This window comes from Enterobacter cloacae complex sp. S3 (assembly GCF_014930495.1).
GTDB classification, from domain to species: Bacteria; Pseudomonadota; Gammaproteobacteria; order Enterobacterales; family Enterobacteriaceae; genus Enterobacter; species Enterobacter asburiae_B.
In genome coordinates this window covers 147,862-171,073 of the sequence record NZ_JADBRD010000009.1, presented here as the reverse complement: position 1 = coordinate 171,073, position 23,212 = coordinate 147,862, and the positions used below count along the sequence as shown (strand labels likewise).

Below are 23,212 nucleotides of genomic sequence, written 5' to 3'. Positions count from 1 at the left end.
CTGCGCTTACCCGGCAAGCGTTAAAGACTACGAACGCTTTTTCGGCATCATGCGCAGAAGAGTATTATCTTTCCAGAAATAGTGATGCATCAGCGCCGCCGCCGCGTGCAGGCCAATCACAAAGTAGCCCAGGTTCGCCAGCGTCTCGTGCCACTCTTTCAACATATCAACCAGGTCGAAATTGGACTCCGCCGCATGCGGCATCGCCAGGCCGAAAGCAAACCAGTCGCTGCCCCGGTTGTACATCATCACAATGCCAATCAGCGGCAGCGCAATAAACAGCAGATACACCACCAGATGCCCAAGGTGGGACATCCCCGTCACCATCGCTTTTGGCTTCGGCTGAATCGGTGGCGCGCGGAATTTCAGGCGAACCAGCAGACGCGTCACCATCAGCACCAGGATACTGATACCGCACGAGACGTGGATCATATTGATCGCTGGACGCGCGGTGCGCGGGAAGAAACCTTTGAACTCCATGGCGCAGTAGGCGACGATGATTAACAGAAACACCAGCCAGTGGATGCCGATTTGCAGGCTTGTATATTTAGTGCGCATGTGATTTCCCGATTAAAAACAGTTATCGCGCCAACATAATCTCCTTTCCTTAAAAATTCATTAACTTTTCTGTATGGTTTTTCAAATACTTCCTCCCGCATGAAGCATCTTCAATTGCCGCCCTGCCCGTGATGGTCTAAGCCTGGATGAGTTCAAACTGTCGCATCGACACGTTTACAGGAGAACACCATGAGTAAAATTGGCATTAACGGCTTTGGACGCATTGGGCGCCTTGTACTGCGTCGCCTTCTTGAAACCCAGGACAGCAATACCGTCGTCGCCATCAACGACCTCACCTCACCGAAAGTGCTGGCCTACCTGCTCAGGCATGATTCCAACTACGGTGGCTTCCCGTGGAGCGTCGATTTCACCGAGGATGCGCTGATTGTGGACGGAAAAACCATTGCGGTGTACGCCGAAAAAGAGGCGAAGCACATTCCGTGGAAAGCCGCAGGCGTGGATATCGTCGTGGAGTGCACCGGCTTTTATACCTCTGAAGAGAAATCACGGGCGCACCTGGACGCCGGGGCGAAGAAAGTGCTGATCTCTGCGCCTGCGGGTGAGATGAAAACCATCGTCTACAGCGTGAATGACGACACCATTGACGCCAGTGACACCATTATTTCCGTCGCATCCTGCACCACCAACTGCCTCGCCCCGCTGGCAAAAGCCCTGAACGATGCGTTTGAAATAAAAGTGGGCACCATGACCACCATCCATGCCTATACCGGTACGCAGGCGCTGGTGGATGGCCCGCGCGGGAAAGACCTTCGCGCCTCGCGGGCGGCGGCAGAGAATATCATTCCCCACACCACCGGTGCGGCAAAGGCCATCGGTCTGGTGATCCCTGCGCTCAGCGGCAAGCTGAAGGGCCACGCGCAGCGCGTGCCGGTAAAAACGGGTTCGGTCACCGAGCTGGTCGCGATTCTGGGCAAGAAAGTCACCGTTGAGGAGATCAACGCCGCGCTGAAAAAGGCGACGCAGGGCAATAAATCGTTCGGGTATACCGACGAAGAGATTGTGTCGTCCGATGTGATTGGCTCGCATTATGGTTCGGTGTTTGACGCCACGCAGACGGAGGTGTCAGAAGCGGGAGAGCTGCAGCTGGTGAAAGCGGTAGCCTGGTATGACAACGAGTACGGTTTCGTGACGCAGCTGGTGCGGACGCTGGATAAGTTTGCGGCGCTGTGATTCTATGCCTTTATTCAGGGCTAATATGAGCAGTGAAGCATCCCCTCTCCCTGTGGGAGAGGGTTAGGGTGAGGGGAACATACGGGTGTGGTGGTCATTCCGTTCACTTTATGTTCCTTGCTACTCTTTAACGACATAACCGGTGAACGTGCCAGGGTGGCTCAATCGCCGCCACCCTGGCAACCCGGGCTCCCGGCGATATACAGCCGGACCAGGACATTGCTGTAAGCCAAAGGTTATTCTGAAGCGGTTGTTATCGCTTCTGATTACACCCTTAAATCGAGCGCCTGGACAACGCATCCGCGAGAACCGGGTCCTGCTGTAACTGTTCCCATGCGGCAATCACAGCATCCGGGAATTCAACGTGCGCGATAAAATCCCGCCCGGCCGGACCATAGCCGTTAACGTCATCATACAAACGCGGCAGCTCCCCCAGAACCAGTGACAGGTAGCGGTCAACGGGCCACAGTCCGCTATTGCCCGCGCTAAACTCCACGCCCTCTTTGCCATTGTGCAGCGTTGGCGTAAACCCGGGATGGCTTATCCACTGCGGTGACACGGGCTCATCCCGACAAACGCGGGCAAACGTCGCCATCGTACGGCGCTGCATCGTCGGGTCCTGCACCACCAGCACCCGCCCGGTCGCTCGCTGATGCTGTTTCAGCATGTTCCAGCTAAAACGCGCGTTCTCACCGCAGTTGGTGGATTGATCCTCAATCCACCGGCGCGTCTCGGGGATCTGCCAGAACTCCCGCGCAATGTCGGCAAGAATGCTCGCTTCCGCCCGCCCTTCGACGGGCAAGGTGTGATAACGCGGATGACTGCCGATAGCGGCATATAAAAACGCGGTTGAATGACCAATACCGCCGCTAATCAGGAGCGGGATGTCTCTCTGCGTGGCAATACGGCAGGCCGCCTCAATGGTCGGGATCACCGCGTTTCCTGCCAGGATCACCGCATCGACGTCCGGGGGCTGGCGGCTGTCGCTCAGGTCGTCCTGCGCCAGCCATTCACCGACAGTATTGATGGCCGCCAGCGTGGCATCCGGCAGGATGGGAAAATGGGGCTGTTCCATGATGAACTCCTTCTCTCTATCCCTTCAGGGTAGCGACTTCAGGTTCTCAACACAACGGCGACATCGGGCCGCTCTTTTTCCTTAAACTTCCCTTCTACATTTGATTAACATGCGTAAATCATATTCACTTGAATTATCATTTGCGGCAGACGTAGAATCGCTAGCCCGCTAATTATTCAATTATTTCTAAGGTAAACGACGTTATGCGCCTGCCCGAACGCGACCCTTATGCTCCTCGCGAGTGGCAGCCACATGAGAAACCCGCCCTGCTGGGTTCGCCTTCCACACCCGAGCACAGTACGCCAAAACGCATTGCCTACGGCGTCGTTGGCCTGCTGGTGTGCCTGACGGGGGCGCTGGGAAATGCGGTGGTGACCGCCAACCTGCAAAACCTGCAGGGGACCTTTGGGGCCTGGTCGACCGAGATCGCCTGGCTGCCCGCGGTCTACGTCATGACCAACATCTCTATCAACCTGCTGCTGGTCAAGTTCCGCCAGCAGTACGGTCTGCGCGCCTTCACGGAAGGTTTTCTGGTGCTGTACGTGCTGGTGACCTTTTTCCACCTGTTCGTTAACGATCTCAGCTCGGCGCTGATGGTGCGCGCCGCGCACGGGATGGTGGCCGCCGCGCTCAGCTCGCTGGGGATTTACTACCAGATCCAGGCCTGGCCTGCGAAGCACCGCCTGAAGGCGCTCACCATCGGGATTACCGGGTCATCACTCGCTATTCCTCTGGCCCGCCTGTTTTCCACCGAACTGCTGCAGCTGGACGAATGGCGCGGGCTCTATTTCTTCGAGCTCGGGCTGGCGCTGATCTCCCTGGCCTGCGTGATAGCCTTAAAACTGCCCCCGGGCGACAGGCGCAAGGTTTTTGAGAAAAAAGACTTCATCACCTTCTTTTTAATGGCCCCCGGAATGGCCCTGCTCTGCGCCGTGCTCTCGTTGGGCCGCCTTGACTGGTGGTTCGAGGCGCCGTGGATCGGCTGGTCGCTGGCGCTGTCGCTTGTATTAATTGTGGCCGCCATCGTCTTTGAACATAACCGCGCCAACCCGCTGCTGAACACCCGCTGGCTGTCGAGCGGCAGCATCGTCCGTCTGGGGCTAATCATGCTGCTGATCCGTATCGTGCTGGCAGAGCAAAACACCGGGGTCATCGGCTGGCTGCAGTACGTGGGGTTACAGAACGAGCAGATGACCCACCTGGCGTGGTCCATTTTCGCCGGGATCGTCTGCGGGATTGTCACCAGTTGCCTCACGATTAAGCCGACCAAACTGGCGTGGCCGATTATCACCTCCCTGGCGCTGATGATTGTTGCCTCGCTGCTGGACAGCCAGTCCAACAACCTGACCCGGCCGGATCAGCTGATGCTAAGCCAGTTTCTGCTGGGCTTCGGCAGCGCCTTCTTCCTGGCGCCCGCCATGCTGGCTGCCATTGGCGGGGTGATCGCCGACCCTCGCAACCTGGTCAGCTTCTCGGTGATGTTCGGCATGAGTCAGAACCTCGGCGGCCTGCTGGGCTCCGCGATCCTCGGAACCTTCCAGACCTGGCGCGAGAAGTACCACTCCAGCCTGCTGGCGGACCAGCTCACCACGCTCAATCCGCTGGTCAACGAGCGTATCCAGCTTTACACCCAGATGTACCGGAGCCTGATTGGCGACAGTTCGCTGCTGGGAACGCAGGCGATCACGCAGCTGCAAACGGTGACGACGCTTGAGGCGAATATTCTGGCTTACAACGATACTTATCTGCTGACGGCGGGCATCGCTGCCGCCACGCTGGTCTGGATTTTATGGCGCTTGCTGCGCCTGCGCATCACTTCCCGTATGGCGCTTAAGAACGCCACCGGCAACAAATAATTGAAATATTTCTGGAGAGTTTATGAGTCAGCAGGATGCCGCCAAAGAGCAGGCCAACACCCGCAAAAATGTGCGCATTGTTTCCGTTTTCACCGCCGCCGCCATCGGTATTGTCGGCGTGCTGGTGATCCTTTATGCGTGGCAGCTTCCGCCGTTCACCCGCCACGCGCAGTTTACCGACAACGCCTACGTGCGCGGTCAGACGACGTTTATCAGCCCCCAGGTGAATGGCTATATCACCGAGGTGAAGGTTCAGGACTTTGTGCAGGTTAAAAAAGGCGACCTGCTGCTGCAGATTGATGACCGTATCTATCGTCAGCGCGTGCATCAGGCCGAGGCACAGCTGGCGATGAAAATTGCCGCGCTTAATAACAACCTGCAGCAGCGTAAAAGCGCCGAAGCGACGATCGCCAAAAACGACGCGGCGCTGAAAAATGCCCGCGCCCAGAGCCTGAAAACCCAGGCGGATTTAAAGCGGGTGAAGGATTTGACGGCGGACGGCTCGCTTTCCATTCGCGAGCGCGACGCGGCGCTGGCCAGCGCGGCCCAGGGCAGCGCCGACATCGAGCAGGCCAAAGCCTTGCTTGAGATGTCGCGTCAGGATCTGCAGACGGTAATTGTGAACCGCGGCGCGCTGGAGGCGGATGTCGAAAACGCCAAAGCGGCGCTGGAGCTGGCGCAGATAGACCTGCAAAACACCCGCATCATCGCCCCGCGCGACGGCCAGCTCGGCCAGATTGCCGTGCGTCTCGGGGCGTACGTGACCGCCGGGACCCACCTCACCACGCTGGTTCCGCCGCAGCACTGGGTGATCGCCAATATCAAAGAGACGCAGCTCGCGGAGCTGCGCGTCGGCCAGCCGGTAAAATTCACCGTCGATGCGCTGAACGACAAAGCCTATCAGGGCCGCGTGGAGAGCATCTCGCCGGCAACCGGGGTTGAATTCAGCGCCATCACGCCTGACAACGCCACCGGCAACTTTGTCAAAATCGCCCAGCGTATTCCGGTGCGCATCGAGGTGCTCGGCAAGCCTGAGGAGACCGCCCTGCTGCGTCCGGGCATGTCGGTGCAGGTGACCATTGATACGCGGGAGGGCAAACAATGACCCTTCGCCCGATAGCCGGTCTGGTGCTGGCGGTGACGCTGGCCGGATGCCAGTCCGTCGACGTAAAACCGGCGCAGCCAACGCTGCAAATCCCCGCCCAGTGGCGTGCTGACGCCGGTCCTGCCAGCCCGGCGGAGCAGCTCTGGTGGCGCAATTTTCATGACAACTACCTCAACCGCTACGTGGATCGGGCGCTAAAGAACAACAGCGACGTGCTGATCGCCCGCGAACGGATTAACGAGTATCAGGCGCGGGTCTTTGCGGCCGACGGCAGCCTGTTTCCGTCACTTGACGCGGGCGTAACGGGGACGCGCGCCCGTTCGCAATCCGCCGCGACCGGGCTGCCGGTCTACGGCACGCTGTACAGAGGCAGCCTGACGGCGAGCTATGACGTTGATATCTGGGGCGTCAACCGCAGCACGGCCGGTGCCGCCGAAGCCTCGCTGGCGGCGCAAAAAGCCGCCGCTGCCGCCGCGGATTTGACCGTCGCATCCTCCGTTGCGTCCGGGTATGTCACCCTGCTCTCGCTTGACGAACAGCTGCGGGTGACCGAATCCACGCTGAAATCGCGCGAAGAGGCATTTAACCTCGCGAAACGTCAGTTTGAGACGGGCTACAGCTCGCGTCTGGAGCTGATGCAGTCGGATTCCGAACTCCGCTCAACGCGAGCGCAGGTTCCCGTACTGCAGCATCAGATTGCACAGCAGGAGAACGCCCTGAGCCTGCTGCTGGGAAGTAATCCCGGCGCGGTAGCGCGCAGCGAAAGCTTTGAGACGCTAACGCCGCTGACCCTGCCGTCACAGCTGCCTTCTACGCTCCTGAACCGTCGCCCGGATATCGTTCAGGCCGAACGCCAGCTGGTTGCGGCCGACGCCTCGCTTGCCGCGTCGCGCGCGAGCCTGCTGCCGTCGATCAACCTGACCGCGACCGGATCGGTCCAGGATCGTACCCTTTCAGGCCTGCTGGACAACCCGCTTCAGCTCTGGAGCGTCGGGGGCAGTATTCTCGCCCCGCTGCTGAACCGCCAGGCGCTGAATGCGCAGGTGGATATTTCCCAGTCCCAGCGTAACCAGGCGCTGTACGCCTATGAAAAAACCGTGCGCAACGCGTTTGCCGAAGTGAACAACAGCCTCGATGCTATTACGCGCTATCAGGAACAGCTGACGGAGCTGCATGCCCAGCAGGAGGTGGCGCAGGAGACGCTGCGCATTGCGCAGAACCGCAATCGCAACGGCTACTCCTCCTATCTGGACGTGCTGGACGCGCAGCGCACGCTGTACTCGGTTCAGACCAGCGTGGTGCAGGTGAAAAATAACCTGCTGCTGGCGCAAATCGATTTGTACAGGGCGCTGGGCGGCGGCTGGAAGAGCGCGTGAACCGCCTTGCGCGCTGGTGCCCTCACCCCGACCCTCTCCCACAGGGAGAGGGAGAAAAATCCAGGGAGTCAATCTATGCATCAACAATGGTCTGCAGTAGATAATTACATGATTTCTTCGCTGATCCCTGACGATGACGTGCTGAGTCAGGTACTGGAAAACAACAAACGCGCCGGGCTACCCGAACACGACGTTGCGGCCAATCAGGGGCAACTGCTGGCGCTGTTCGTGCGCATGACCCAGGCAAGACGCATCCTTGAGATTGGTACGCTGGGCGCCTATAGCTCAATCTGGATGGCGCGCGCCCTGCCGCCGGACGGAAAGCTGATTACGCTCGAGGCTGACCCGACGCATGCCGATGTGGCCCGCCAGAATATTCACCTCGCGGGGCTGAACGATCGCATTGAACTGATTGAAGGCCCGGCGCTGAGCTCACTGGAGAATTTCGGTGACGTTCCGCCGTTCGACCTGATCTTTATTGATGCCGATAAGCCAAACAATCCCGGCTATCTGGAGTGGGCGCTGCACTATTCACGTCCCGGCACGATAATCATTGGCGATAACGTGGTGCGCGACGGCGAAGTGATTAACGGGCAAAGCGACGACGCGCGCGTGCTGGGGGTGCGGCGTTTTATCGAAATGATTGGGGATAACCCGCGCCTGACCGCCACCGCGCTGCAAACGGTGGGGGTTAAGGGATGGGATGGGTTTACGCTGGCAATCGTGAACGGGTGAAAATTGTGCGGCCTGATGCCCTCACCCCGACCCTCTCCCACAGGGAGAGGGAGAAAACCGGGCAAGGATTTTAAGCGGAAATCTGCTCCATCGCCTGCAGAATACGTTTATCCGAAATCGGATACGGCGTACCGAGCTGCTGGGCAAAGAAGCTGACGCGCAGCTCCTCGATCATCCAGCGGATCGCCTGCACGTCTTCATCGTCGCGGCGCGCCGGCGGCAGCTTGTTTAGCCACTGCTGCCACGCCTGCTGCACGCTCTCCACTTTCAGCATCTGCGCGCGATCGCGGTGCGGGTCGATAGCCATTTTTTCCAGACGTTTTTCAATCGCCTGCAGATAGCGCAGCATATCGCCCAGACGCTTAAAGCCGTTGCCGGTGACGAAGCCGCGATAGACCAGCCCCGCCATCTGCGCCTTCACGTCCGACAGCCCCAGCGCCATGGTCATATCCACGCGCCCCTTCAGGCGCTTGTTGATATTGAACACGGCGGTGAGGATCTGCTCGACCTGTTTGGCTATCTCCACCACGGTGTCGTTCAGCTCTGCGCGCACCTTTTCATGAAGCTGAGCAAAGCCCTCTTCCGTCCAGACCGGACCGCCCGCCTCGTGGATCAGCTTGTCCACGCCGCAGGAGATGCAGTCGTCAATCAGATCCAGCACCTTGCCGTACGGGTTAAAGTACAGCCCGAGCTTAGCCTTGTTCGGCAGCTTCTCGTGCAGATACTTGATCGGCGACGGGATGTTGAGCAGCAGCAGGCGACGCAGCCCGCGCCACATCATCTGCTGCTGTTCCTGCGGATTATCAAACAGCTTGATCGCCACGCTGTCGCGCTCGTCCACCAGCGCCGGCCAGGCTTTGACCTTATAGTTACCGCGCTTCTGTTCGTAGCTTTCCGGAAGCTGACCAAAGCTCCAGATGTGCAGCCCGCTCTGCTCGATACCGTCGTCCGCCACCGCAGAAAGCGTCTCCTGAACTTTCCCTTTCAGCGACTCTTTCAGCTCGCTCAGCGAACGTCCTTCCAGCAGCTTTTTGTTTTTATCATCCACCACGCGGAAGCTGATTTTCAGGTGATCGGGCACCTGATCCCAGTTCCAGTCTTCGCGGTCGATGGTGGTGCCGGTCATGCGTCGGAACTCGCGCTCGAGCGCGTCCAGCAGCGGCAGCTCCAGCGGCGTGACGCGGCCTAAAAACGCTTCCGCATAGTTTGGCGCAGGCACAAAGTTGCGGCGCACCGGTTTCGGCAGGGATTTGATCAGCGCAATCACCAGCTCGCGGCGCAGGCCGGGAATTTGCCATTCAAAACCGCCCTCATCGACCTGGTTTAGCAGCGGCAGCGGAATATGAACGGTCACGCCGTCCGCGTCGGCACCCGGTTCAAACTGATACGTCAGACGCAGCTTGAGGTTGCCCTGATGCCAGAAGTTCGGGTAGTCGAGCTTGCTGACCGACTCCGCCCCCTCTTTAATCAGCATGCTCTTTTCAAAGTTGAGCAGGTCCGGCGTCTCTTTGCTGGCCTTCTTCCACCAGCTGTCGAAGTGGCGGGCGGAGATAACATCGTGGCTGATGCGCTGGTCGTAAAACTCAAACAGCGCCTCGTCGTCCACCAGAATGTCGCGGCGGCGGGACTTGTGCTCAAGCTCCTCCACTTCCGCGCGCAGCTTCAGGTTTTCGCGGAAGAAGGCGTGGCGCGTCTGCCAGTCACCCTCCACCAGCGCGTGACGGATAAACAGCTCGCGGCTGAGCGCCGGGTCAATCTGGCTGTAGTTGACCTTACGCGCGGCGACCACCGGCAGGCCGTAAACGGTCACCTTCTCGGTCGCCATCACCGCGCCCTGCGCGCGCTCCCAGTGCGGTTCGCTGTACGAGCGTTTCAGCAGGTGCTGCGCCACCGGCTCCACCCATTCCGGATCGATACGCGCGGCAATGCGCCCCCACAGGCGGCTGGTTTCCACCAGCTCGGCGACCATGGTCCATTTCGGCGGCTTCTTGAACAGGCCGGAACCGGGGAAGATGGAGAAACGGGCGTTGCGCGCGCCGGTATATTCCTGCTTTTCGGCGTCCTTCATCCCAATGTGGGACAGCAGGCCGGTCAGCAGCGCGATATGAATCTCGCGGTACTCCGCAGGCTCGCTGTTGACCGGAATGCCCAGCTCTTTCACCACCTGGCGCAGCTGGGTGTAGATATCCTGCCACTCGCGCACGCGCAGGTAGTTGAGGAAATCCACGCGGCACTGGCGGCGGAACTGGTTCGAGGAGAGCGCTTTCTGCTGCTCGCCGAGATAGTTCCACAGGTTCACGAAGGCGAGGAAGTCGGACTCTTTGTCGTGGAAGCGACGGTGCTTTTCGTCAGACGCCTGCTGCTTGTCCATCGGACGCTCGCGCGGATCCTGAATGGAGAGCGCCGAGGTAATGATCATCGCCTCGCGCACGCAGCCGTGCTTTTGCGCTTCCAGCACCATACGGGCCAGGCGCGGATCCACCGGCAGCTGGCTGAGCTGGCGGCCCAGCGGCGTTAGCTTGTAGACCGTCGCCTGCTCGTCGGTGGTAATGGCGCCGAGCTCTTCCAGCAGACGCACGCCGTCCTGAATGTTGCGTTTATCCGGCGCTTCGACGAACGGGAACGCCGCGATGTCGCCCAGCCCCAGCGCGGTCATCTGCAGGATAACGGACGCCAGGTTGGTGCGGAGAATTTCCGGGTCGGTAAACTCCGGACGCGACAGGAAATCATCTTCCGAATAGAGACGAATACAGATCCCTTCCGACACGCGGCCGCAGCGGCCCTTACGCTGGTTCGCGGACGCCTGGGAGACCGGCTCAATCGGCAGCCGCTGAACCTTCGTGCGGTAGCTGTAGCGGCTGATGCGCGCCGTGCCCGGGTCGATAACGTATTTAATCCCCGGCACGGTCAGCGAGGTTTCCGCCACGTTGGTCGCCAGAACGATGCGTCGCCCGCCGTGCGGCTGGAACACGCGGTTCTGCTCGCTGTTTGACAGGCGCGCGTAAAGCGGCAGGATCTCCGTGTGGCGCAGGTCGCGCTTGCTGAGCGCATCGGCGGTATCGCGGATTTCGCGCTCGCCGCTCATGAAGATCAGGATGTCGCCCGCGCTTTCGTTGCCCAGCTCGTCAACGGCGTCGAAGATAGCCTGCAGCTGGTCGCGCTCGGTATCGTCCGCCTCTTCCACAATCGGGCGATAGCGCACTTCCACCGGATACGTGCGTCCTGACACCTCGATAATCGGCGCATTGTTGAAATGCTTTGAGAAGCGCTCAGGGTCGATGGTCGCGGAGGTGATGATGATTTTCAGATCCGGGCGACGCGGCAGCAGCTCTTTCAGGTAGCCGAGCAGGAAGTCGATGTTCAGGCTGCGCTCGTGCGCTTCGTCAATGATAATGGTGTCGTACTGCATCAGCAGGCGATCCTGCTGGATTTCCGCCAGCAGAATACCGTCGGTCATCAGCTTGACCATGGTGTTATCGCTAACGTGGTCGCTGAATCGCACCTTGTAACCGATGCAGCCGCCCGGCTCCGTCTGCAGCTCTTCGGCAATACGGTTCGCCACGGTGCGTGCCGCCAGTCGACGCGGCTGGGTGTGGCCTATCAGCCCTTTTAGCCCGCGTCCCAGCTCCATACAGATTTTCGGCAGCTGGGTGGTTTTCCCCGAGCCGGTTTCCCCCGCAACAATCACCACCTGGTGGTCGCGGACGGCCTCAAGGATGTCCTGTTTTTTCTGGCTGACGGGCAGGTTTTCCGGGTAGGTAATTGCCGGACGTGCGGCTTCGCGCAGCACAACTTTCCCTGCCGCCTGTTCAATCTCTTTCGCCATCTCCTGGTAAATGGCCTGTTGTGCATCAGGATTTTTAACCTTCTTCACGCCGTGCAGACGGCGGGCAAAGCGCTGTTTATCGCGCAGCATCAGAGAATCAAGCTGTTGCAGGAGCATCGGGAAGGTTAATTTTTGTTGTTCTGTCATAGCGTTAAAGGGCAGTACACGCCCTGATAAACTCTCTTTTTAATGATTGCTATAGAGTACCACATCGACGCCTTTCGCGCCTTATTCAAAAAATTCGAACATAGGCTTCGATATATTGCGCTATCTCTGTGGCAGGATTGTGAATAGAGTGTCAACAAGCAACGGGGCAACCCCCTTCAATCAAATGCAACAACAGGAATCACCCATGAGCAAAGTATTAGTTTTGAAATCCAGTATTCTGGCAGGGTACTCTCAGTCTGGTCAGCTGTCTGATTACTTCGTTGAACAGTGGCGTGAACAGCATTCCGCTGACGAAATCACCGTGCGTGACCTGGCTGCAAACCCAATTCCTGTGCTGGACGGCGAGCTGGTTGGCGCGCTGCGCCCAAGCGATGCACCGCTGTCTCCACGTCAGCAGGAAGCCCTGGCCCTGTCCGACGAGCTGATTGCCGAGCTGCAGGCGCACGACGTTATCGTCATCAACGCCCCAATGTACAACTTCAACATCCCTACCCAGCTGAAGAACTACTTCGACCTGGTGGCGCGCGCTGGCGTAACCTTCCGTTACACCGAGAACGGCCCTGAAGGTCTGGTGAAAGGTAAACGTGCGATCGTACTGACCAGCCGTGGCGGTATCCATAAAGACACCCCAACCGACCTGGTTGCACCGTACCTGAGCCTGTTCCTGGGCTTCATCGGCATCACCGACGTGAACTTCGTGTTCGCTGAAGGTATCGCTTACGGTCCGGAAGTGGCGACCAAAGCGCAGACCGATGCGAAAGCCGCCATCGACAGCCTGGTAGCAGCCTAAGATTTTGCCCTCTCACCGCCTGGTGGGAGGGTTTTTCTTTTCCCCCGCATTTCGTTATCATCCGCTCCCACTCTCCAGCCGGGCGGCCTGATGTCTGCGATTATTGATTCTTTTATAGCCCCACCGTGTCACGACGACATTCAGATCCTCTGGCAGGATGAACATCTGCTGCTGATCGATAAGCCTTCCGGTCTGCTCAGCCTCTCGGGCAAAAACCCGCAAAACCTTGATTCTGTCCATTATCGTCTGGTCCAGACGTTCCCCGGCTGCACGCTGGTACACCGTCTGGATTTCGGCACGTCCGGGCTGATGGTGGTTGCGCGCAATAAGGCCATCAACGCGGCGCTGTGCCAGCAGTTCAGCCAGCGCAGCGTGGAGAAGGTCTACAGCGCCCTGCTTTGCGGCCATGTGGAAAACGACGAGGGAATAATAGACGCGCCAATTGCCAAAGACCCGGCGCTGTTCCCGCTGATGTCGATTTGCGCCATCAACGGAAAACCCGCCCGCTCCCGCTATCGGGTGGTGGAACGGTTTTATCAGGGTACGGGACTGCCGTTAACGCGGGTGATACTTACGCCGGAGACCGGGCGAACCCATCAGCTGCGTATTCACTGTCAGCAGCTGGGGCACCCGATTCTGGGCTGCGATCTGTATGGCGGTCTTGAAGCGCCGGGGGCTGAGAAAACGCCCCGGCTGATGCTGCATGCAAGCGAACTGAATTTTATTCATCCCGTGAGCGGAGAGCCGGTTAACGCCCGTCACGCCGCCCCGTTCTGAAGGCGGTTTACCACATCAAATCGTCAGGGATTTTGAAGTCCGCGTACGGATCGTCTTCGTCCTGCTCTTCCTGACTTAGCGCGCTGTTTAACACGATGCTGTCGGCATCGCGCTGGGCAATTTTATCGGCCACCACCGCCGGAATAATCGCGTATTCACAGTCGCCGCTGGCGTTGATGACCAGACGGGCAATCGCCAGACGGCCGTTAATCAGCTGAGCCTGGGTTTGCTTGTCGACCTCGATTTTTTTGATCAGATTGCCGTCGGTGAAGTTAAAGGTGATGTTACCTTTCGCCACGGTGATGCGGTTCATCTCAATCAGCTGCTTCACCTGTGCCTTAAACTCTTTCGCCAGCACGGCCTGCTTCTGCTGTTCGCTCAGCAGCTTGTCGCGCTCGATCTGCGCTTTCTTGTTCTCTTCTACCGCTTCCCGGGCCTCACGCGCCTGAACGCGTGATTTCTTTGCCGTGCGCTGCACTTTTGCCGCTTTTTTGCTGCTGACCAGGCCCGCTTTCAGCATCTGCTCTTGTAAGGTGAGTTTTGTCATGATCGTTTCTAAACCGGTTGGAAATTTTGGGGATTATAGCGGGAATTGCGGAGCGTGTGCCAGAGAAGTAGGCATGGCGCTTTGTCGCCTGAGCTTTGTTTATTATTTATTCAGCGTTTACTAACGTTACAGCCGCAAGAGTGATTAAAAATTGTCAGGTCATTTTCTTAAAAAAAATCAGCAACTCATAAATATGATGTGAGTTGAATATCTGTACCGGCTTCAGGCGTAGGCTGCTTTTCTCTTATTAAAAGAGTAAGGAGAAAATATGGCCTTAAAAGGAACAATGCTGCTTAACGATGCTGACTATGCGCCTTTTAACCTGCACGGCGTTGGTGTGTTTATGGCCCATTCCGGGCAGGGAATTTACAGAAACAATGGATTATGTGGTGCTGTTAAAGGCTCAGGTCCAATTCCCCCTGGGAAATACTGGATTGTTGACAGAGGGACTGGAGGTTTCTTTTCAGGTTTAAAAGCGAAGGTTCAGGATCGGTGGAACAAGGTTAGATCCGGGGCAGAATTTGGCCGCGATGAGTGGTTTGCTTTATACAAGGATGACTGGGGTATCGATGATGGCACCTGGATTGATAACGTCTATCGGGGTTTGTTTCGGCTGCATCCGGGTACGCTATCTGAGGGATGTATCACGATTGCCCATGATTCTGATTACGCATTGATCCGCAATGCTCTGATGAGTACGGAACTTATTCAGGTTCCCTGTATGCGTTCACTGATGGCACGCGGCTGGGTTGAGGTGATTGAAAGTGGCTACACCAACACTTGTCCGTAAATGGGGCATCAGGCTATTCAAAACGGTTTGGTTTCTATGCATCAGCATTATAGTAGGCCGCATATTGGGACCCGCTGAACGCTATCTTGATCATGATGTGGCCTCATCTATATGTGATTTTATTTATGGCGACGTGAATGCTGAAACAATATATGACACATATACCAATATCGATATTTTAATCGTACTGACCCTCGCCACGGTTATTTATCGCTTAACAACACTGCTACTCAAGAAAATAAGGAAATAAAGAATGCCAATTCCTCCCTACATGTGGCTAAAAGACGATGGTGGAGCAGATATTAAAGGTTCCGTTGATGTTCAGGACCGTGAAGGTAGCATTGAAATCATAGGGCTGAGTCATGGCCTTAACCTACCGGTAGACAGCGCTAACGGCAAGATCACCGGCACGCGTCAACACTCATCCATGCGGATTGAAAAGGAAGTTGATAGCTCCACGCCGTATCTCTATAAAGCAGCCTCTACCGGTCAGGCGCTTAAAAGCGCTGAAATCAAGTTCTATCATATCAATGATGCCGGACAGGAAGTCTGTTATTACACCGTCTTGATGGAGAACGTAAAGGTTACGGGTGTTAACTGCAGCGTGCCGAACGTGAAGATCGCTGCCAACAATAAAATGAACCATGTTGAAAGCGTAAGTCTCCAGTACGAAAAAATCACCTGGCGCATTGTCGACGGCAACATGATGCACAGTGACGCCTGGAACGAACGTCCTACAGCATAACGCTAAGGGGCGCGATGCCCCTTACTCTTCCTATCCCAGCATGTGCGCGCAACACTGTTCATGAACTTCGCTCATGTTGCATTGAAATTAAGTCACTTCCCCTGCGCCGCGGGCTCAGGCATAAATTATGCATCGGTAACTTCTTAGCAACATGAACTTAGGATGCATAACCACAATGAGCAAAGCTTTCACATATACCCTTAAGCGCAGTTGCTTCGATGAGAATTACAACCCGTCAGAAAATACGCGTACGACCACCAACTTTGCGAACCTGGCGCGCGGGGAAAAACGTCAGGAAAACCTGCGCAATACGCTGGTGATGATCAACAACCGCTTTAACGCCCTGGCGCGCTGGGATAACCCAAACGCCGATCGCTACGCGGTTGAGCTGGAAATCATCTCTGTCGACTTGAACATTGGCGCGGAAAAACCGTTCCCGGCCATTGAGATATTGCAAACCACGATTGTCGACAAAAAAAATAACCTGCGTATCCCTGGCATCGTCGGGAATAACTTCTCTTCTTACGTGCGGGATTATGATTTCAGCGTGCGCCTGCTGGAACACAACAAGAACCAGCAGCACTTCAGCATTCCGGAAAAGTTTGGCGAACTGCACGGCAATATTTTCCGCCACTTTGTCAATTCGCCGGAATACAAAGAGAACTTCAGCAAGGGTCCGGTGATCTGCCTGAGCGTCTCCAGCAAAGACACCTATCGCCGCAACGGTAACCAGCACCCTGTGCTGGGCGTTGAGTATCAGCCGGATGGCGAGTCGCTGACGGAACAGTACTTCGCGAAGATGGGGCTGCAGGTTCGCTATTTCATGCCGGAAAACAGCGTGGCGCCTTTCGCGTTCTTTTTTACAGGGGATTTGCTGAGTGACTACACCGATCTGGAGCTGATTGCCACCATCAGCACGATGGAGACGTTCCAGAAAATCTATCGCCCGGAAATTTATAACGCAAACTCGGCGGCGGGACTGTGCTACCGACCGGATCTGAACCAGCAGGATCACTCCTTAACCAAAATTGTTTATGACCGGGAAGAGCGTAGCCGACTGGCGATTGAACAGGGTCGCTTTACCGAAGCGTACTTTATTAAGCCTTACCAACACATTCTTGAGCAGTGGTCTGATAACTACACGCTTTAATTCATCAAAAAAGGTCTTTTATTATGAAAACATTGCTCCCGACTTCTACGGCTGGCAGCCTGCCTAAGCCGACCTGGCTTGCACAACCTGAAACGCTGTGGTCACCCTGGAAATTACAGGATCAGGAACTCCTGGCGGGTAAACAGGACGCGCTGCGCCTGTCTCTGGATGAGCAGATCCGCGCGGGTATCGATATCGTCAGCGACGGAGAACAGACCCGCCAGCACTTCGTCACCACCTTTATTGAACACCTGAGCGGCGTGGATTTTGAAAATCGCCAGACGGTGCGCATTCGTAACCGCTACGACGCCAGCGTGCCGACCGTGGTTTCAGCCGTTGCGCGTCAGAAGCCGGTATTCGTGGACGATGCGAAGTACCTGCGTCAGCTCACGGACAAGCCGATCAAATGGGCCCTGCCCGGGCCGATGACCATGATCGACACCCTTTACGACGCGCACTATAAAAGCCGCGAAAAGCTGGCCTGGGAATTCGCCAAAATCCTCAATCAGGAAGCGCGTGAGTTAGAGGCCGCGGGCGTGGATATTATCCAGTTTGATGAACCGGCATTTAACGTCTTTTTTGACGAGGTGAACGACTGGGGTATCGCCGCGCTGGAGCGCGCCATTGAAGGGCTGAAGTGCGAAACCGCGGTACACATCTGCTACGGCTACGGCATCAAAGCCAATACCGACTGGAAAAAGACGCTCGGCTCAGAGTGGCGCCAGTACGAAGAGGCCTTCCCTAAGCTGCAGACCTCTAATATCGACATTATCTCCCTGGAGTGCCACAACTCCCGCGTGCCGATGGATCTGCTGGAGCTGATCCGCGGTAAAAAGGTGATGGTCGGCGCGATTGATGTGGCAACCAACGCCGTTGAAACGCCGGAGGAAGTCGCCGATACGCTGCGTAAAGCGCTGCAGTTCGTCGATGCCGACAAGCTTTACCCGTCAACCAACTGCGGCATGGCCCCGCTTTCACGGCAGGTGGCTAACGGCAAGCTGAAAGCGCTCAGCGCCGGCGCAGAGATTATCCGCAAGGAGCTCGGCGCGTAATCCCTTACGTTTGCCAGTAGAGCGGCGTACCGAAAAACGCCACGTAATAATCAATCACCGCCCTGACGTTCAGGGGCGGATGACGTGCGTTAGGATAGATCGCCGCAATATTGAGTTGCTCCGTGTTGATGGCGCACGCCATTTCCGGCAAAAGGGCGACCAGCTCCCCCCGCTTCAACCTGTCGCCAATCAGCCAGTCCGGAAACAGGACGATCCCCATCCCACCCAGCGCGGCAATGAGCAGCGACTCCGCATTATTGGACGTCATTAGCGGCGCGACGGGATAATGCACCCAATTCTCCCCTTTGCGACGTACGAGCCAGCGGTTAGGCCCGGACGAACCGCGATAGACCAGACATTTGTGCTGGCTCAGCTCGGCCGGATCGGTCGGGACGCCGTGTTGACGCAGATACGCGGGCGACGCGGCGAGGTGGTAGCGCTGCTGCCCAAAAACACGGGCGTGGAACGTCGAATCCGTCAGCGTGCCGATGCGGAAGATGAGATCGGCGGCATCCCGGTGCGGGTCGATAAAGTCATCGGTCAGCGTCAGCTCTATGGTTAACCGTGGATAACGCTCGGCCAGACCTGCCAGTCCGGGCGCAACGTGTCTTTGTCCAAAAAATACCGGCCCATTTATGCGGACCGTGCCGGAGGGTTCGGTCGAACGTTCATCCAGCTCACGACGCGCCTCTTCGAAGTTATCGACCATCGCCCGGGCATAGCGGATAAACAAATGCCCGCTTTCCGTGGGGATCACCGCACGGGTATTGCGATAGAACAGCTGCTGGCCGAGCGCGTCCTCAAGCTGATGAACAATGCGCGACACCTGCGAGGCGGATATTCCCTCTCGTCGCGCGACGACGGAAAAGTTCTGCGTTTCATAGACGGCAATAAACAGCAGCAGTGAGCGAAGGTTCATGCTTCCGGCATCTGACATTAATGCATTTCCTGCAAAGGTGTTTCCTGCATTATGGCATTTTTCTCACGGGTCTACCGACGTAATCTTCTTCTCCTGAAAACGGAGGAAGCGTAATGCAGTTTGTTTTGATTTTACTGGTGATTGCCGGCGGGATGGGCCTCTCCGTCGAGGCGGGGCTACTGGGGCCATTAGGGGGAGAAGTGGGCGATTTATGGGCGACGTTCAGCATTTTTGGCGTCGGCGCCGCGCTGACGTTTCTGCTGATGCTGTTTTTCAGCCCGCGTAACAGCCCGTCGTTTTTCGCCCAGCCCGGCTGGCAGCTGCTCGGCGGCGTGCTTGGCCCTGTTTACGTGGTCATTCTGACGATCGCCACGCCGACCATCGGCATCGCTCTGACGATGATTGGCATTCTGGCTGGTCAGGTTTTTAAAAGCCTGATCATTGACCACTTTGGCCTGCTGGGTACGCCGCACAGGAAGATAAACGCAAAACGTATCGTGGCGCTGGTTTTTATTATTGCGGCACTGGTTCTGGTCGCGCAGGGGTGATGATATGACGCTGATAATGATTCTTCTGGCCGTCTGCGGCGGCGCAACGCTGAGCATTCAGGCCGCGATTAACGGGCAGCTCGGCAGCAATGTCGGGGTATTTAAAAGCGCGTTTCTGACGTTTTCCGTCGGCGCGCTGGTAACCGCCCTGCTCATTTTCTTCTTTGAACCGAAGCAGGCGGTCACGCTGCTGGACGTGCCGAAATGGCAGCTCCTCGGGGCGATGTTCGGCGTGCCTTACATTGTGATCATGGTCGTGGCGGTGCAGCGCATCGGCACCGCCGTCGCCACGGTGGCGGTGATATTCGGCCAGCTCGCCATGAGTATGTTGATTGATAACTTTGGCTGGCTGGGCAATCCCGCCATTCCGTTTTCACCGAGCCGTCTGGGGGCAATTGTCTGCCTGGGGATTGCGCTTGTTTTCATTTACTCGGGCAGTAAAGCCCGCTCAGCGAGCACGGACATCCCCTCGCCCCTTCGGGGAGAGGGTTAGGGTGAGGGGAACATACCGCAGTGATGGTCATTCCGGTCACTTTACGTTCCCTGCGACTTTGTAAAGAAAAGCGTCACCGTGGCGACGGTGACGCCCAGCTTCTTCATCTCGGTTTTGTTAAACAGATGCGTCTCATCCTGCAAATACATCCAGTCGTCGAAGTTCAGTAGCCAGGTGCTGCCGTTGGCCTTCACGTTCATGCTGTAATGCCAGTTAAAGGCGTTGCCTGCAGCCTGCCCCGTGGCAACCCCTTCAATATCCCCTGCCGTTCCCTCGTAGCGGTCGTTCCCCACGCGCCGGATGTGCCAGACCCGCTGCTGCTTCTCGCCATCGTCGTAGACGAAGTGCTCGTTGAGCGTCAGCGTATCGCCGATAACGTCTCCGGCAATCTCAACGTGGAAACGGCGGATCTGCTTGCCGCTGCGATCCTGCACCATCCCCCACGCTTCGGTTTTGCCCTGGAAGTAGTGAAAGATATCAAGCCGCGGCTGCTGCTGGCGATACTCGGCCACCTCAGTGCTACAGCCCGCCAGCAGCATTGTGAATGCCAGCGCCATCATCAGGATACGTTTCATTTTTGGCCTCCGATTAACTGCTGACGCAGCTCAGGATATTGCGTGCGGGGATCGAGCCAGATGGCCAGAAAACGGGTGCTGAACGCTTCCGACTGGCGCGGTCCGAGTGGAATAAAGGATGTTTGCGCCGCTGACGCGCGATACCAGAACTGCCCCTGCTTTTCGTTGAGAACAAACGCCAGCTGTGAGCCCGGGCGGACATCCGGCCAAAGGGACTGGAGCATCCGCAGCCAGGCTTCGCTTTGCGGTTCCTGGGCCAGTATCCCCTGCGCCTGCCACTGGTCGCGGGTCGCCTCAACCAGTTCATCGCGATCGATGTCGCGCGCATAGGTAATAATGAGCGCCTGATCCTGGTCCCGGCTGTAACGGCCGTCCGGGGTGCGCAGCTGGGAGGTGTAGACGGTGAAAGGTCCCCAGGTGAGCGTGGCGTCACCCACCTTCCGCCAGGCAAGCCAGTCGGCGGCCTGGGCGACAGGAACAATCAGCGTCAGCCAAAGCAGCAAAACCACAGATCTCATTTTTGTCTCCCCATCAGCAGGTGGAAAAACAGCATCAGTACCAGCCAGCCCGGCGCCATCCAGCTCACGACGATAAAGGTCGGCTCCAGAAACGTGATGCCCCCCAGCCGCTCGCCGAACAGGTAGGCCACCGGCCCGCCCACGGCGGCCAGCAGGGTCAGCAGCCAGCCGGGTAGCGTGGTGGTGCGCGTCAGCTGCGTCCAGACCGTGGCGAACATCAGCCATAGTGCCACCATCCATAACGGCATCAGGGACTCGCCCGTAAAGGCAATCAGCCCGGTCAGGGCCCAGAGTGCATCCAGCAAACTGCCCGCCGCGGCCAGCCCAATGGCGTAAAAACGGTAAGCAGGCGGCAAGAGCAGGCACGCCAGGATCGCCAGCGCAAGCCAGATAATCAGGCCCTGTTCGCGAAAGAGCACCACCAGCGCCCAGTAGAGATCGAACGCGACGGCGAGCAGGAAGACCTGAAGGTAACGTCTCATACGCGCTCGGCGGTCAGCTGCACCACACTGATGGTGCGAGCGTTAAACCCGGCTTCGCAGTAGCCAAAGTAGTACAGCCACATGCGGCGGAACCGTTCATCGAAGCCGAGCTTTTCGATCTCCTGCCAGGCATGGACAAACCGCTGCCGCCAGTGGGCCAGCGTGCGGGCGTAGTCGGGGCCCATGTCGAAAAGATTGCGCACCACGAAATCGGTGTGGCGCGTCATCAGCTCGTTCATCGCGGTGATGCTCGGCAGGAAGCCGCCGGGAAAAATGTAGCGCTGGATAAAATCGACGCTTTTGCTGTAGTCGCGATAGCGCTGGTCCTGAATGGTAATGGCCTGAATCGCCATCCGTCCTCCGGGGCGCAGCCGCGCCTGGCAGGTGCGGAAAAACGTGGGCAGATAGCGTTGCCCGACGGCTTCAATCATCTCAATTGAGACCAGCTTGTCGTACTGTCCGGTGAGGTCGCGATAGTCGCAGAGCAGTACCTCAACGCGATCCTGCAACCCCGCGCGGGCGATCCGCTCTGTCGCCCAGCTATATTGCTCCTGCGACAGCGTGGTGGTCGTCACCCGACAGCCGTAATGACGCGCCGCGTATTCCGCCATCGCGCCCCAGCCGGTGCCAATTTCCAGCAGGTGGTCACCCGGGCTTAGCGCCAGCTGGTCACACAGGCGCGCCATTTTGGCCCGCTGAGCCGCCGTCAGATCCTGCTCGTCAGCGGTAAATAGCGCGCTGGAATAGAGCAGCTCTTGATCCAGAAAATGGGCGTAAAAGGTATTGCCCAGATCGTAATGGGCGGCAATATTTTCGCGCGCCTGCATGCGGGAGTTACGCCGCGTCCAGTGGCGTATCCGCTCCAGCGGCCTGCCGAGCAGACGGAACCCGTTTTCCAGACGGCCAAGCACCTCGCCGTTGAGCGCGAGCAGCTCCAGAAGCGGCGTAAGGTGCGCAGTTTCCCATTCGCCGTCCATCCAGGCTTCTGCTGCAGCAAGGCTCCCGCCTGTTAACACGCGCCAGTAGACGCCGGGCGTGAGGATCTGCACGTCGGCGTGCAGCGCGAAGGATGTCTCGCCAAAATGGAAGGTCTGCGCCCCTTCACGCAGCGTGAGCGAGCCGCCGCGGATACCGCTTAACAGACGAAACAGCAGCCATCGTGCGATGCGGACGTTGCGCGGAATATCGGGTTCTAACGCAAAGACGGGATCGGTCATGAGCGTTCACTCCTGCTGACGGGATGGTTATACAGCGGCACGCGCTTGAGCCACAGGCGCAGCGCCTGCCAGTAAATGGCAAAAACGGTTTTCAGGGTCATGAGCGGAATGCGCAGCAACAGCGAGCGCAGCGCGGGGCGCGTCAAAGGCTCCCGGCGCAGCGCCAGCGTGGCGTCAAAGACCTTCGCTTCCTGATGATTTTCAATGTGCATATGCAGGGTGTTATCCGGGTCGTTAAAGCGCCAGTGGTAGATCATGTCCATCGGGTTGAAGGGGGAAACGTGAAACGCTTTTTCCGTCGGCTTCGCATCCTGTCCGTTGACGGCATAGTAATGACGTTCATTCCACGGCGTGTTGCGGACCTCCGCCAGCACCCAGCGCAGCGTTCCCTTCCCGTCGTAGCAGTAGTAAAAGTTGACCGGATTGAAATGAAAGCCGAAATAGCGCAGCTGCGTCAGGAGCATCACCCGCCCGTCCGGACGTTCCCCGGTCAGGCTCTCCAGCCTGCTGAGCACGTTCTCTTTAAGCGGCGTGCCGAGCGGATAGTCCGCGTCGTGGAACGAGGCGCCGGCAAAGCGATTGCGCCGCACGCCGACTGACGGCAGCAGCGGCAGTTCATCGAGATCCAGCCAGGCCATAAAGACGCTGTAGCTGAATTCATGGGTTTTCGGCTGAAGGCGGCGGTGGCGTAATACGCCGTGGTAGAGGCAGCTGTTCAT

24 protein-coding genes are annotated in these 23,212 nt (G+C 57.7%); 14 read left to right on the top strand and 10 right to left on the bottom strand.

Annotated features, from left to right (window positions below):
- Positions 1 to 27: 27 nt before the first annotated feature.
- The gene (cybB, locus tag IM317_RS04750; RefSeq protein ID WP_023311642.1) at positions 28 to 558 is read right to left on the bottom strand and encodes a cytochrome b561; all 531 of its coding nucleotides are present in this window, start codon (positions 556 to 558) and stop codon (positions 28 to 30) included.
- Positions 559 to 747: 189 nt separating this feature from the next.
- Between cybB and gap the strand changes: the two genes are divergently transcribed.
- Positions 748 to 1,749 carry a type I glyceraldehyde-3-phosphate dehydrogenase gene (gene gap, locus IM317_RS04745; protein WP_029740556.1) on the top strand — a complete coding sequence of 334 codons (1,002 nt, stop codon included), beginning with the start codon at positions 748 to 750 and terminating at the stop codon, positions 1,747 to 1,749.
- A 274-nt stretch (positions 1,750 to 2,023) separates the two neighbouring features.
- On the opposite strand, the gene IM317_RS04740 is transcribed toward gap, so the two are convergent.
- The gene (locus IM317_RS04740; RefSeq protein ID WP_033145475.1) at positions 2,024 to 2,824 is read right to left on the bottom strand and encodes a YdcF family protein; all 801 of its coding nucleotides are present in this window, start codon (positions 2,822 to 2,824) and stop codon (positions 2,024 to 2,026) included.
- Positions 2,825 to 3,027: 203 nt separating this feature from the next.
- Between IM317_RS04740 and IM317_RS04735 the strand changes: the two genes are divergently transcribed.
- The 4 genes from IM317_RS04735 to IM317_RS04720 all read left to right on the top strand — a co-directional run bounded on the left by IM317_RS04735 (position 3,028) and on the right by IM317_RS04720 (position 7,896).
- Positions 3,028 to 4,680, top strand: a complete 1,653-nt coding sequence (locus IM317_RS04735) for an MFS transporter (RefSeq protein ID WP_033145474.1) — start codon at positions 3,028 to 3,030, stop codon at positions 4,678 to 4,680.
- 22 nt (positions 4,681 to 4,702) lie between these two features.
- Complete coding sequence (locus IM317_RS04730; protein WP_033145473.1) at positions 4,703 to 5,785, top strand: HlyD family secretion protein; 1,083 nt, start codon at positions 4,703 to 4,705, stop codon at positions 5,783 to 5,785.
- Positions 5,782 to 7,161 (top strand): efflux transporter outer membrane subunit, encoded by a 1,380-nt coding sequence (locus IM317_RS04725; protein WP_033145472.1) that lies wholly within the window; start codon positions 5,782 to 5,784, stop codon positions 7,159 to 7,161. Before IM317_RS04730 ends, IM317_RS04725 begins: the two co-directional genes overlap by 4 nt.
- Before the next feature lie 75 nt (positions 7,162 to 7,236).
- The gene (locus IM317_RS04720) at positions 7,237 to 7,896 is read left to right on the top strand and encodes an O-methyltransferase (RefSeq protein WP_033145471.1); all 660 of its coding nucleotides are present in this window, start codon (positions 7,237 to 7,239) and stop codon (positions 7,894 to 7,896) included.
- 70 nt (positions 7,897 to 7,966) lie between these two features.
- On the opposite strand, the gene hrpA is transcribed toward IM317_RS04720, so the two are convergent.
- On the bottom strand, positions 7,967 to 11,869 hold the full coding sequence (gene hrpA, locus IM317_RS04715; protein ID WP_033145470.1) for an ATP-dependent RNA helicase HrpA: 3,903 nt from the start codon (positions 11,867 to 11,869) through the stop codon (positions 7,967 to 7,969).
- A gap of 205 nt (positions 11,870 to 12,074) precedes the next feature.
- On the opposite strand from hrpA, the gene azoR reads away from it, so the two are divergent.
- Both azoR and IM317_RS04705 read left to right on the top strand, forming a co-directional pair.
- The gene (gene azoR, locus IM317_RS04710; protein WP_008502313.1) at positions 12,075 to 12,680 is read left to right on the top strand and encodes an FMN-dependent NADH-azoreductase; all 606 of its coding nucleotides are present in this window, start codon (positions 12,075 to 12,077) and stop codon (positions 12,678 to 12,680) included.
- 90 nt (positions 12,681 to 12,770) lie between these two features.
- Entirely contained in the window at positions 12,771 to 13,457 is a 687-nt protein-coding gene (locus IM317_RS04705; protein ID WP_033145469.1) for an RluA family pseudouridine synthase, read from the top strand.
- A 7-nt stretch (positions 13,458 to 13,464) separates the two neighbouring features.
- Here IM317_RS04705 and IM317_RS04700 read toward each other — a convergent pair whose 3' ends face one another.
- A complete protein-coding gene (locus IM317_RS04700; protein ID WP_021242569.1) occupies positions 13,465 to 14,004 on the bottom strand; it encodes a DUF2058 domain-containing protein in 540 nt (179 codons plus the stop codon).
- A gap of 268 nt (positions 14,005 to 14,272) precedes the next feature.
- Here IM317_RS04700 and IM317_RS04695 point away from each other — a divergent pair, with 268 nt between their 5' ends.
- The 5 genes from IM317_RS04695 to IM317_RS04675 all read left to right on the top strand — a co-directional run bounded on the left by IM317_RS04695 (position 14,273) and on the right by IM317_RS04675 (position 17,741).
- Positions 14,273 to 14,794: a DUF2778 domain-containing protein gene (locus tag IM317_RS04695; protein ID WP_033145468.1), complete on the top strand. Its 522-nt coding sequence runs from the start codon at positions 14,273 to 14,275 to the stop codon at positions 14,792 to 14,794.
- The gene (locus IM317_RS04690; protein WP_072196664.1) at positions 14,769 to 15,044 is read left to right on the top strand and encodes a hypothetical protein; all 276 of its coding nucleotides are present in this window, start codon (positions 14,769 to 14,771) and stop codon (positions 15,042 to 15,044) included. Before IM317_RS04695 ends, IM317_RS04690 begins: the two co-directional genes overlap by 26 nt.
- Before the next feature lie 3 nt (positions 15,045 to 15,047).
- Positions 15,048 to 15,539: a type VI secretion system tube protein TssD gene (locus IM317_RS04685; protein ID WP_033145467.1), complete on the top strand. Its 492-nt coding sequence runs from the start codon at positions 15,048 to 15,050 to the stop codon at positions 15,537 to 15,539.
- Positions 15,540 to 15,714: 175 nt separating this feature from the next.
- Positions 15,715 to 16,689 (top strand): DUF1852 domain-containing protein, encoded by a 975-nt coding sequence (locus tag IM317_RS04680; RefSeq protein WP_032657287.1) that lies wholly within the window; start codon positions 15,715 to 15,717, stop codon positions 16,687 to 16,689.
- 23 nt (positions 16,690 to 16,712) lie between these two features.
- The gene (locus IM317_RS04675; RefSeq protein ID WP_023311627.1) at positions 16,713 to 17,741 is read left to right on the top strand and encodes a methionine synthase; all 1,029 of its coding nucleotides are present in this window, start codon (positions 16,713 to 16,715) and stop codon (positions 17,739 to 17,741) included.
- A gap of 4 nt (positions 17,742 to 17,745) precedes the next feature.
- On the opposite strand, the gene IM317_RS04670 is transcribed toward IM317_RS04675, so the two are convergent.
- Complete coding sequence (locus IM317_RS04670) at positions 17,746 to 18,678, bottom strand: LysR family transcriptional regulator (protein ID WP_033145466.1); 933 nt, start codon at positions 18,676 to 18,678, stop codon at positions 17,746 to 17,748.
- Between the two features lie 95 nt (positions 18,679 to 18,773).
- Between IM317_RS04670 and IM317_RS04665 the strand changes: the two genes are divergently transcribed.
- Complete coding sequence (locus tag IM317_RS04665; protein WP_032657293.1) at positions 18,774 to 19,208, top strand: DMT family transporter; 435 nt, start codon at positions 18,774 to 18,776, stop codon at positions 19,206 to 19,208.
- A 4-nt stretch (positions 19,209 to 19,212) separates the two neighbouring features.
- The gene (locus IM317_RS04660; RefSeq protein ID WP_033145465.1) at positions 19,213 to 19,701 is read left to right on the top strand and encodes a DMT family transporter; all 489 of its coding nucleotides are present in this window, start codon (positions 19,213 to 19,215) and stop codon (positions 19,699 to 19,701) included.
- Positions 19,702 to 19,742: 41 nt separating this feature from the next.
- Here the strand turns inward: IM317_RS04660 and IM317_RS04655 are convergent, their stop codons facing one another.
- The 5 genes from IM317_RS04655 to IM317_RS04635 are packed head-to-tail and all read right to left on the bottom strand — an operon-like array spanning position 19,743 to position 23,212.
- Complete coding sequence (locus tag IM317_RS04655) at positions 19,743 to 20,276, bottom strand: DUF3833 domain-containing protein (protein WP_033145464.1); 534 nt, start codon at positions 20,274 to 20,276, stop codon at positions 19,743 to 19,745.
- Positions 20,273 to 20,794 (bottom strand): hypothetical protein, encoded by a 522-nt coding sequence (locus IM317_RS04650; protein WP_033145463.1) that lies wholly within the window; start codon positions 20,792 to 20,794, stop codon positions 20,273 to 20,275. Before IM317_RS04650 ends, IM317_RS04655 begins: the two co-directional genes overlap by 4 nt.
- Positions 20,791 to 21,276 (bottom strand): DUF2878 domain-containing protein, encoded by a 486-nt coding sequence (locus tag IM317_RS04645; RefSeq protein WP_032657304.1) that lies wholly within the window; start codon positions 21,274 to 21,276, stop codon positions 20,791 to 20,793. The genes IM317_RS04650 and IM317_RS04645 overlap by 4 nt, the downstream gene beginning before the upstream one ends.
- Positions 21,273 to 22,493 (bottom strand): cyclopropane-fatty-acyl-phospholipid synthase family protein, encoded by a 1,221-nt coding sequence (locus tag IM317_RS04640; RefSeq protein WP_033145462.1) that lies wholly within the window; start codon positions 22,491 to 22,493, stop codon positions 21,273 to 21,275. The genes IM317_RS04645 and IM317_RS04640 overlap by 4 nt, the downstream gene beginning before the upstream one ends.
- Positions 22,490 to 23,212 carry a DUF1365 domain-containing protein gene (locus IM317_RS04635; RefSeq protein WP_033145461.1) on the bottom strand — a complete coding sequence of 241 codons (723 nt, stop codon included), beginning with the start codon at positions 23,210 to 23,212 and terminating at the stop codon, positions 22,490 to 22,492. The genes IM317_RS04640 and IM317_RS04635 overlap by 4 nt, the downstream gene beginning before the upstream one ends.

Excerpts from the sequence above, each read along its gene's own strand:
- IM317_RS04670 (WP_033145466.1), bottom strand. The coding sequence starts at position 18,678 with ATGTCAGATGCCGGAAGCATGAACCTTCGCTCACTGCTGCTGTTTATT.
- IM317_RS04680 (WP_032657287.1), top strand. The coding sequence starts at position 15,715 with ATGAGCAAAGCTTTCACATATACCCTTAAGCGCAGTTGCTTCGATGAG.
- IM317_RS04725 (WP_033145472.1), top strand. The coding sequence starts at position 5,782 with ATGACCCTTCGCCCGATAGCCGGTCTGGTGCTGGCGGTGACGCTGGCC.
- IM317_RS04635 (WP_033145461.1), bottom strand. The coding sequence starts at position 23,212 with ATGAACAGCTGCCTCTACCACGGCGTATTACGCCACCGCCGCCTTCAG.
- azoR (WP_008502313.1), top strand. The coding sequence starts at position 12,075 with ATGAGCAAAGTATTAGTTTTGAAATCCAGTATTCTGGCAGGGTACTCT.
- IM317_RS04655 (WP_033145464.1), bottom strand. The coding sequence starts at position 20,276 with ATGAAACGTATCCTGATGATGGCGCTGGCATTCACAATGCTGCTGGCG.
- hrpA (WP_033145470.1), bottom strand. The coding sequence starts at position 11,869 with ATGACAGAACAACAAAAATTAACCTTCCCGATGCTCCTGCAACAGCTT.
- IM317_RS04735 (WP_033145474.1), top strand. The coding sequence starts at position 3,028 with ATGCGCCTGCCCGAACGCGACCCTTATGCTCCTCGCGAGTGGCAGCCA.
- cybB (WP_023311642.1), bottom strand. The coding sequence starts at position 558 with ATGCGCACTAAATATACAAGCCTGCAAATCGGCATCCACTGGCTGGTG.
- IM317_RS04640 (WP_033145462.1), bottom strand. The coding sequence starts at position 22,493 with ATGACCGATCCCGTCTTTGCGTTAGAACCCGATATTCCGCGCAACGTC.
- IM317_RS04675 (WP_023311627.1), top strand. The coding sequence starts at position 16,713 with ATGAAAACATTGCTCCCGACTTCTACGGCTGGCAGCCTGCCTAAGCCG.
- IM317_RS04685 (WP_033145467.1), top strand. The coding sequence starts at position 15,048 with ATGCCAATTCCTCCCTACATGTGGCTAAAAGACGATGGTGGAGCAGAT.
- IM317_RS04730 (WP_033145473.1), top strand. The coding sequence starts at position 4,703 with ATGAGTCAGCAGGATGCCGCCAAAGAGCAGGCCAACACCCGCAAAAAT.
- IM317_RS04740 (WP_033145475.1), bottom strand. The coding sequence starts at position 2,824 with ATGGAACAGCCCCATTTTCCCATCCTGCCGGATGCCACGCTGGCGGCC.
- gap (WP_029740556.1), top strand. The coding sequence starts at position 748 with ATGAGTAAAATTGGCATTAACGGCTTTGGACGCATTGGGCGCCTTGTA.
- IM317_RS04720 (WP_033145471.1), top strand. The coding sequence starts at position 7,237 with ATGCATCAACAATGGTCTGCAGTAGATAATTACATGATTTCTTCGCTG.
- IM317_RS04705 (WP_033145469.1), top strand. The coding sequence starts at position 12,771 with ATGTCTGCGATTATTGATTCTTTTATAGCCCCACCGTGTCACGACGAC.
- IM317_RS04695 (WP_033145468.1), top strand. The coding sequence starts at position 14,273 with ATGGCCTTAAAAGGAACAATGCTGCTTAACGATGCTGACTATGCGCCT.
- IM317_RS04645 (WP_032657304.1), bottom strand. The coding sequence starts at position 21,276 with ATGAGACGTTACCTTCAGGTCTTCCTGCTCGCCGTCGCGTTCGATCTC.
- IM317_RS04665 (WP_032657293.1), top strand. The coding sequence starts at position 18,774 with ATGCAGTTTGTTTTGATTTTACTGGTGATTGCCGGCGGGATGGGCCTC.
- IM317_RS04660 (WP_033145465.1), top strand. The coding sequence starts at position 19,213 with ATGACGCTGATAATGATTCTTCTGGCCGTCTGCGGCGGCGCAACGCTG.
- IM317_RS04650 (WP_033145463.1), bottom strand. The coding sequence starts at position 20,794 with ATGAGATCTGTGGTTTTGCTGCTTTGGCTGACGCTGATTGTTCCTGTC.
- IM317_RS04700 (WP_021242569.1), bottom strand. The coding sequence starts at position 14,004 with ATGACAAAACTCACCTTACAAGAGCAGATGCTGAAAGCGGGCCTGGTC.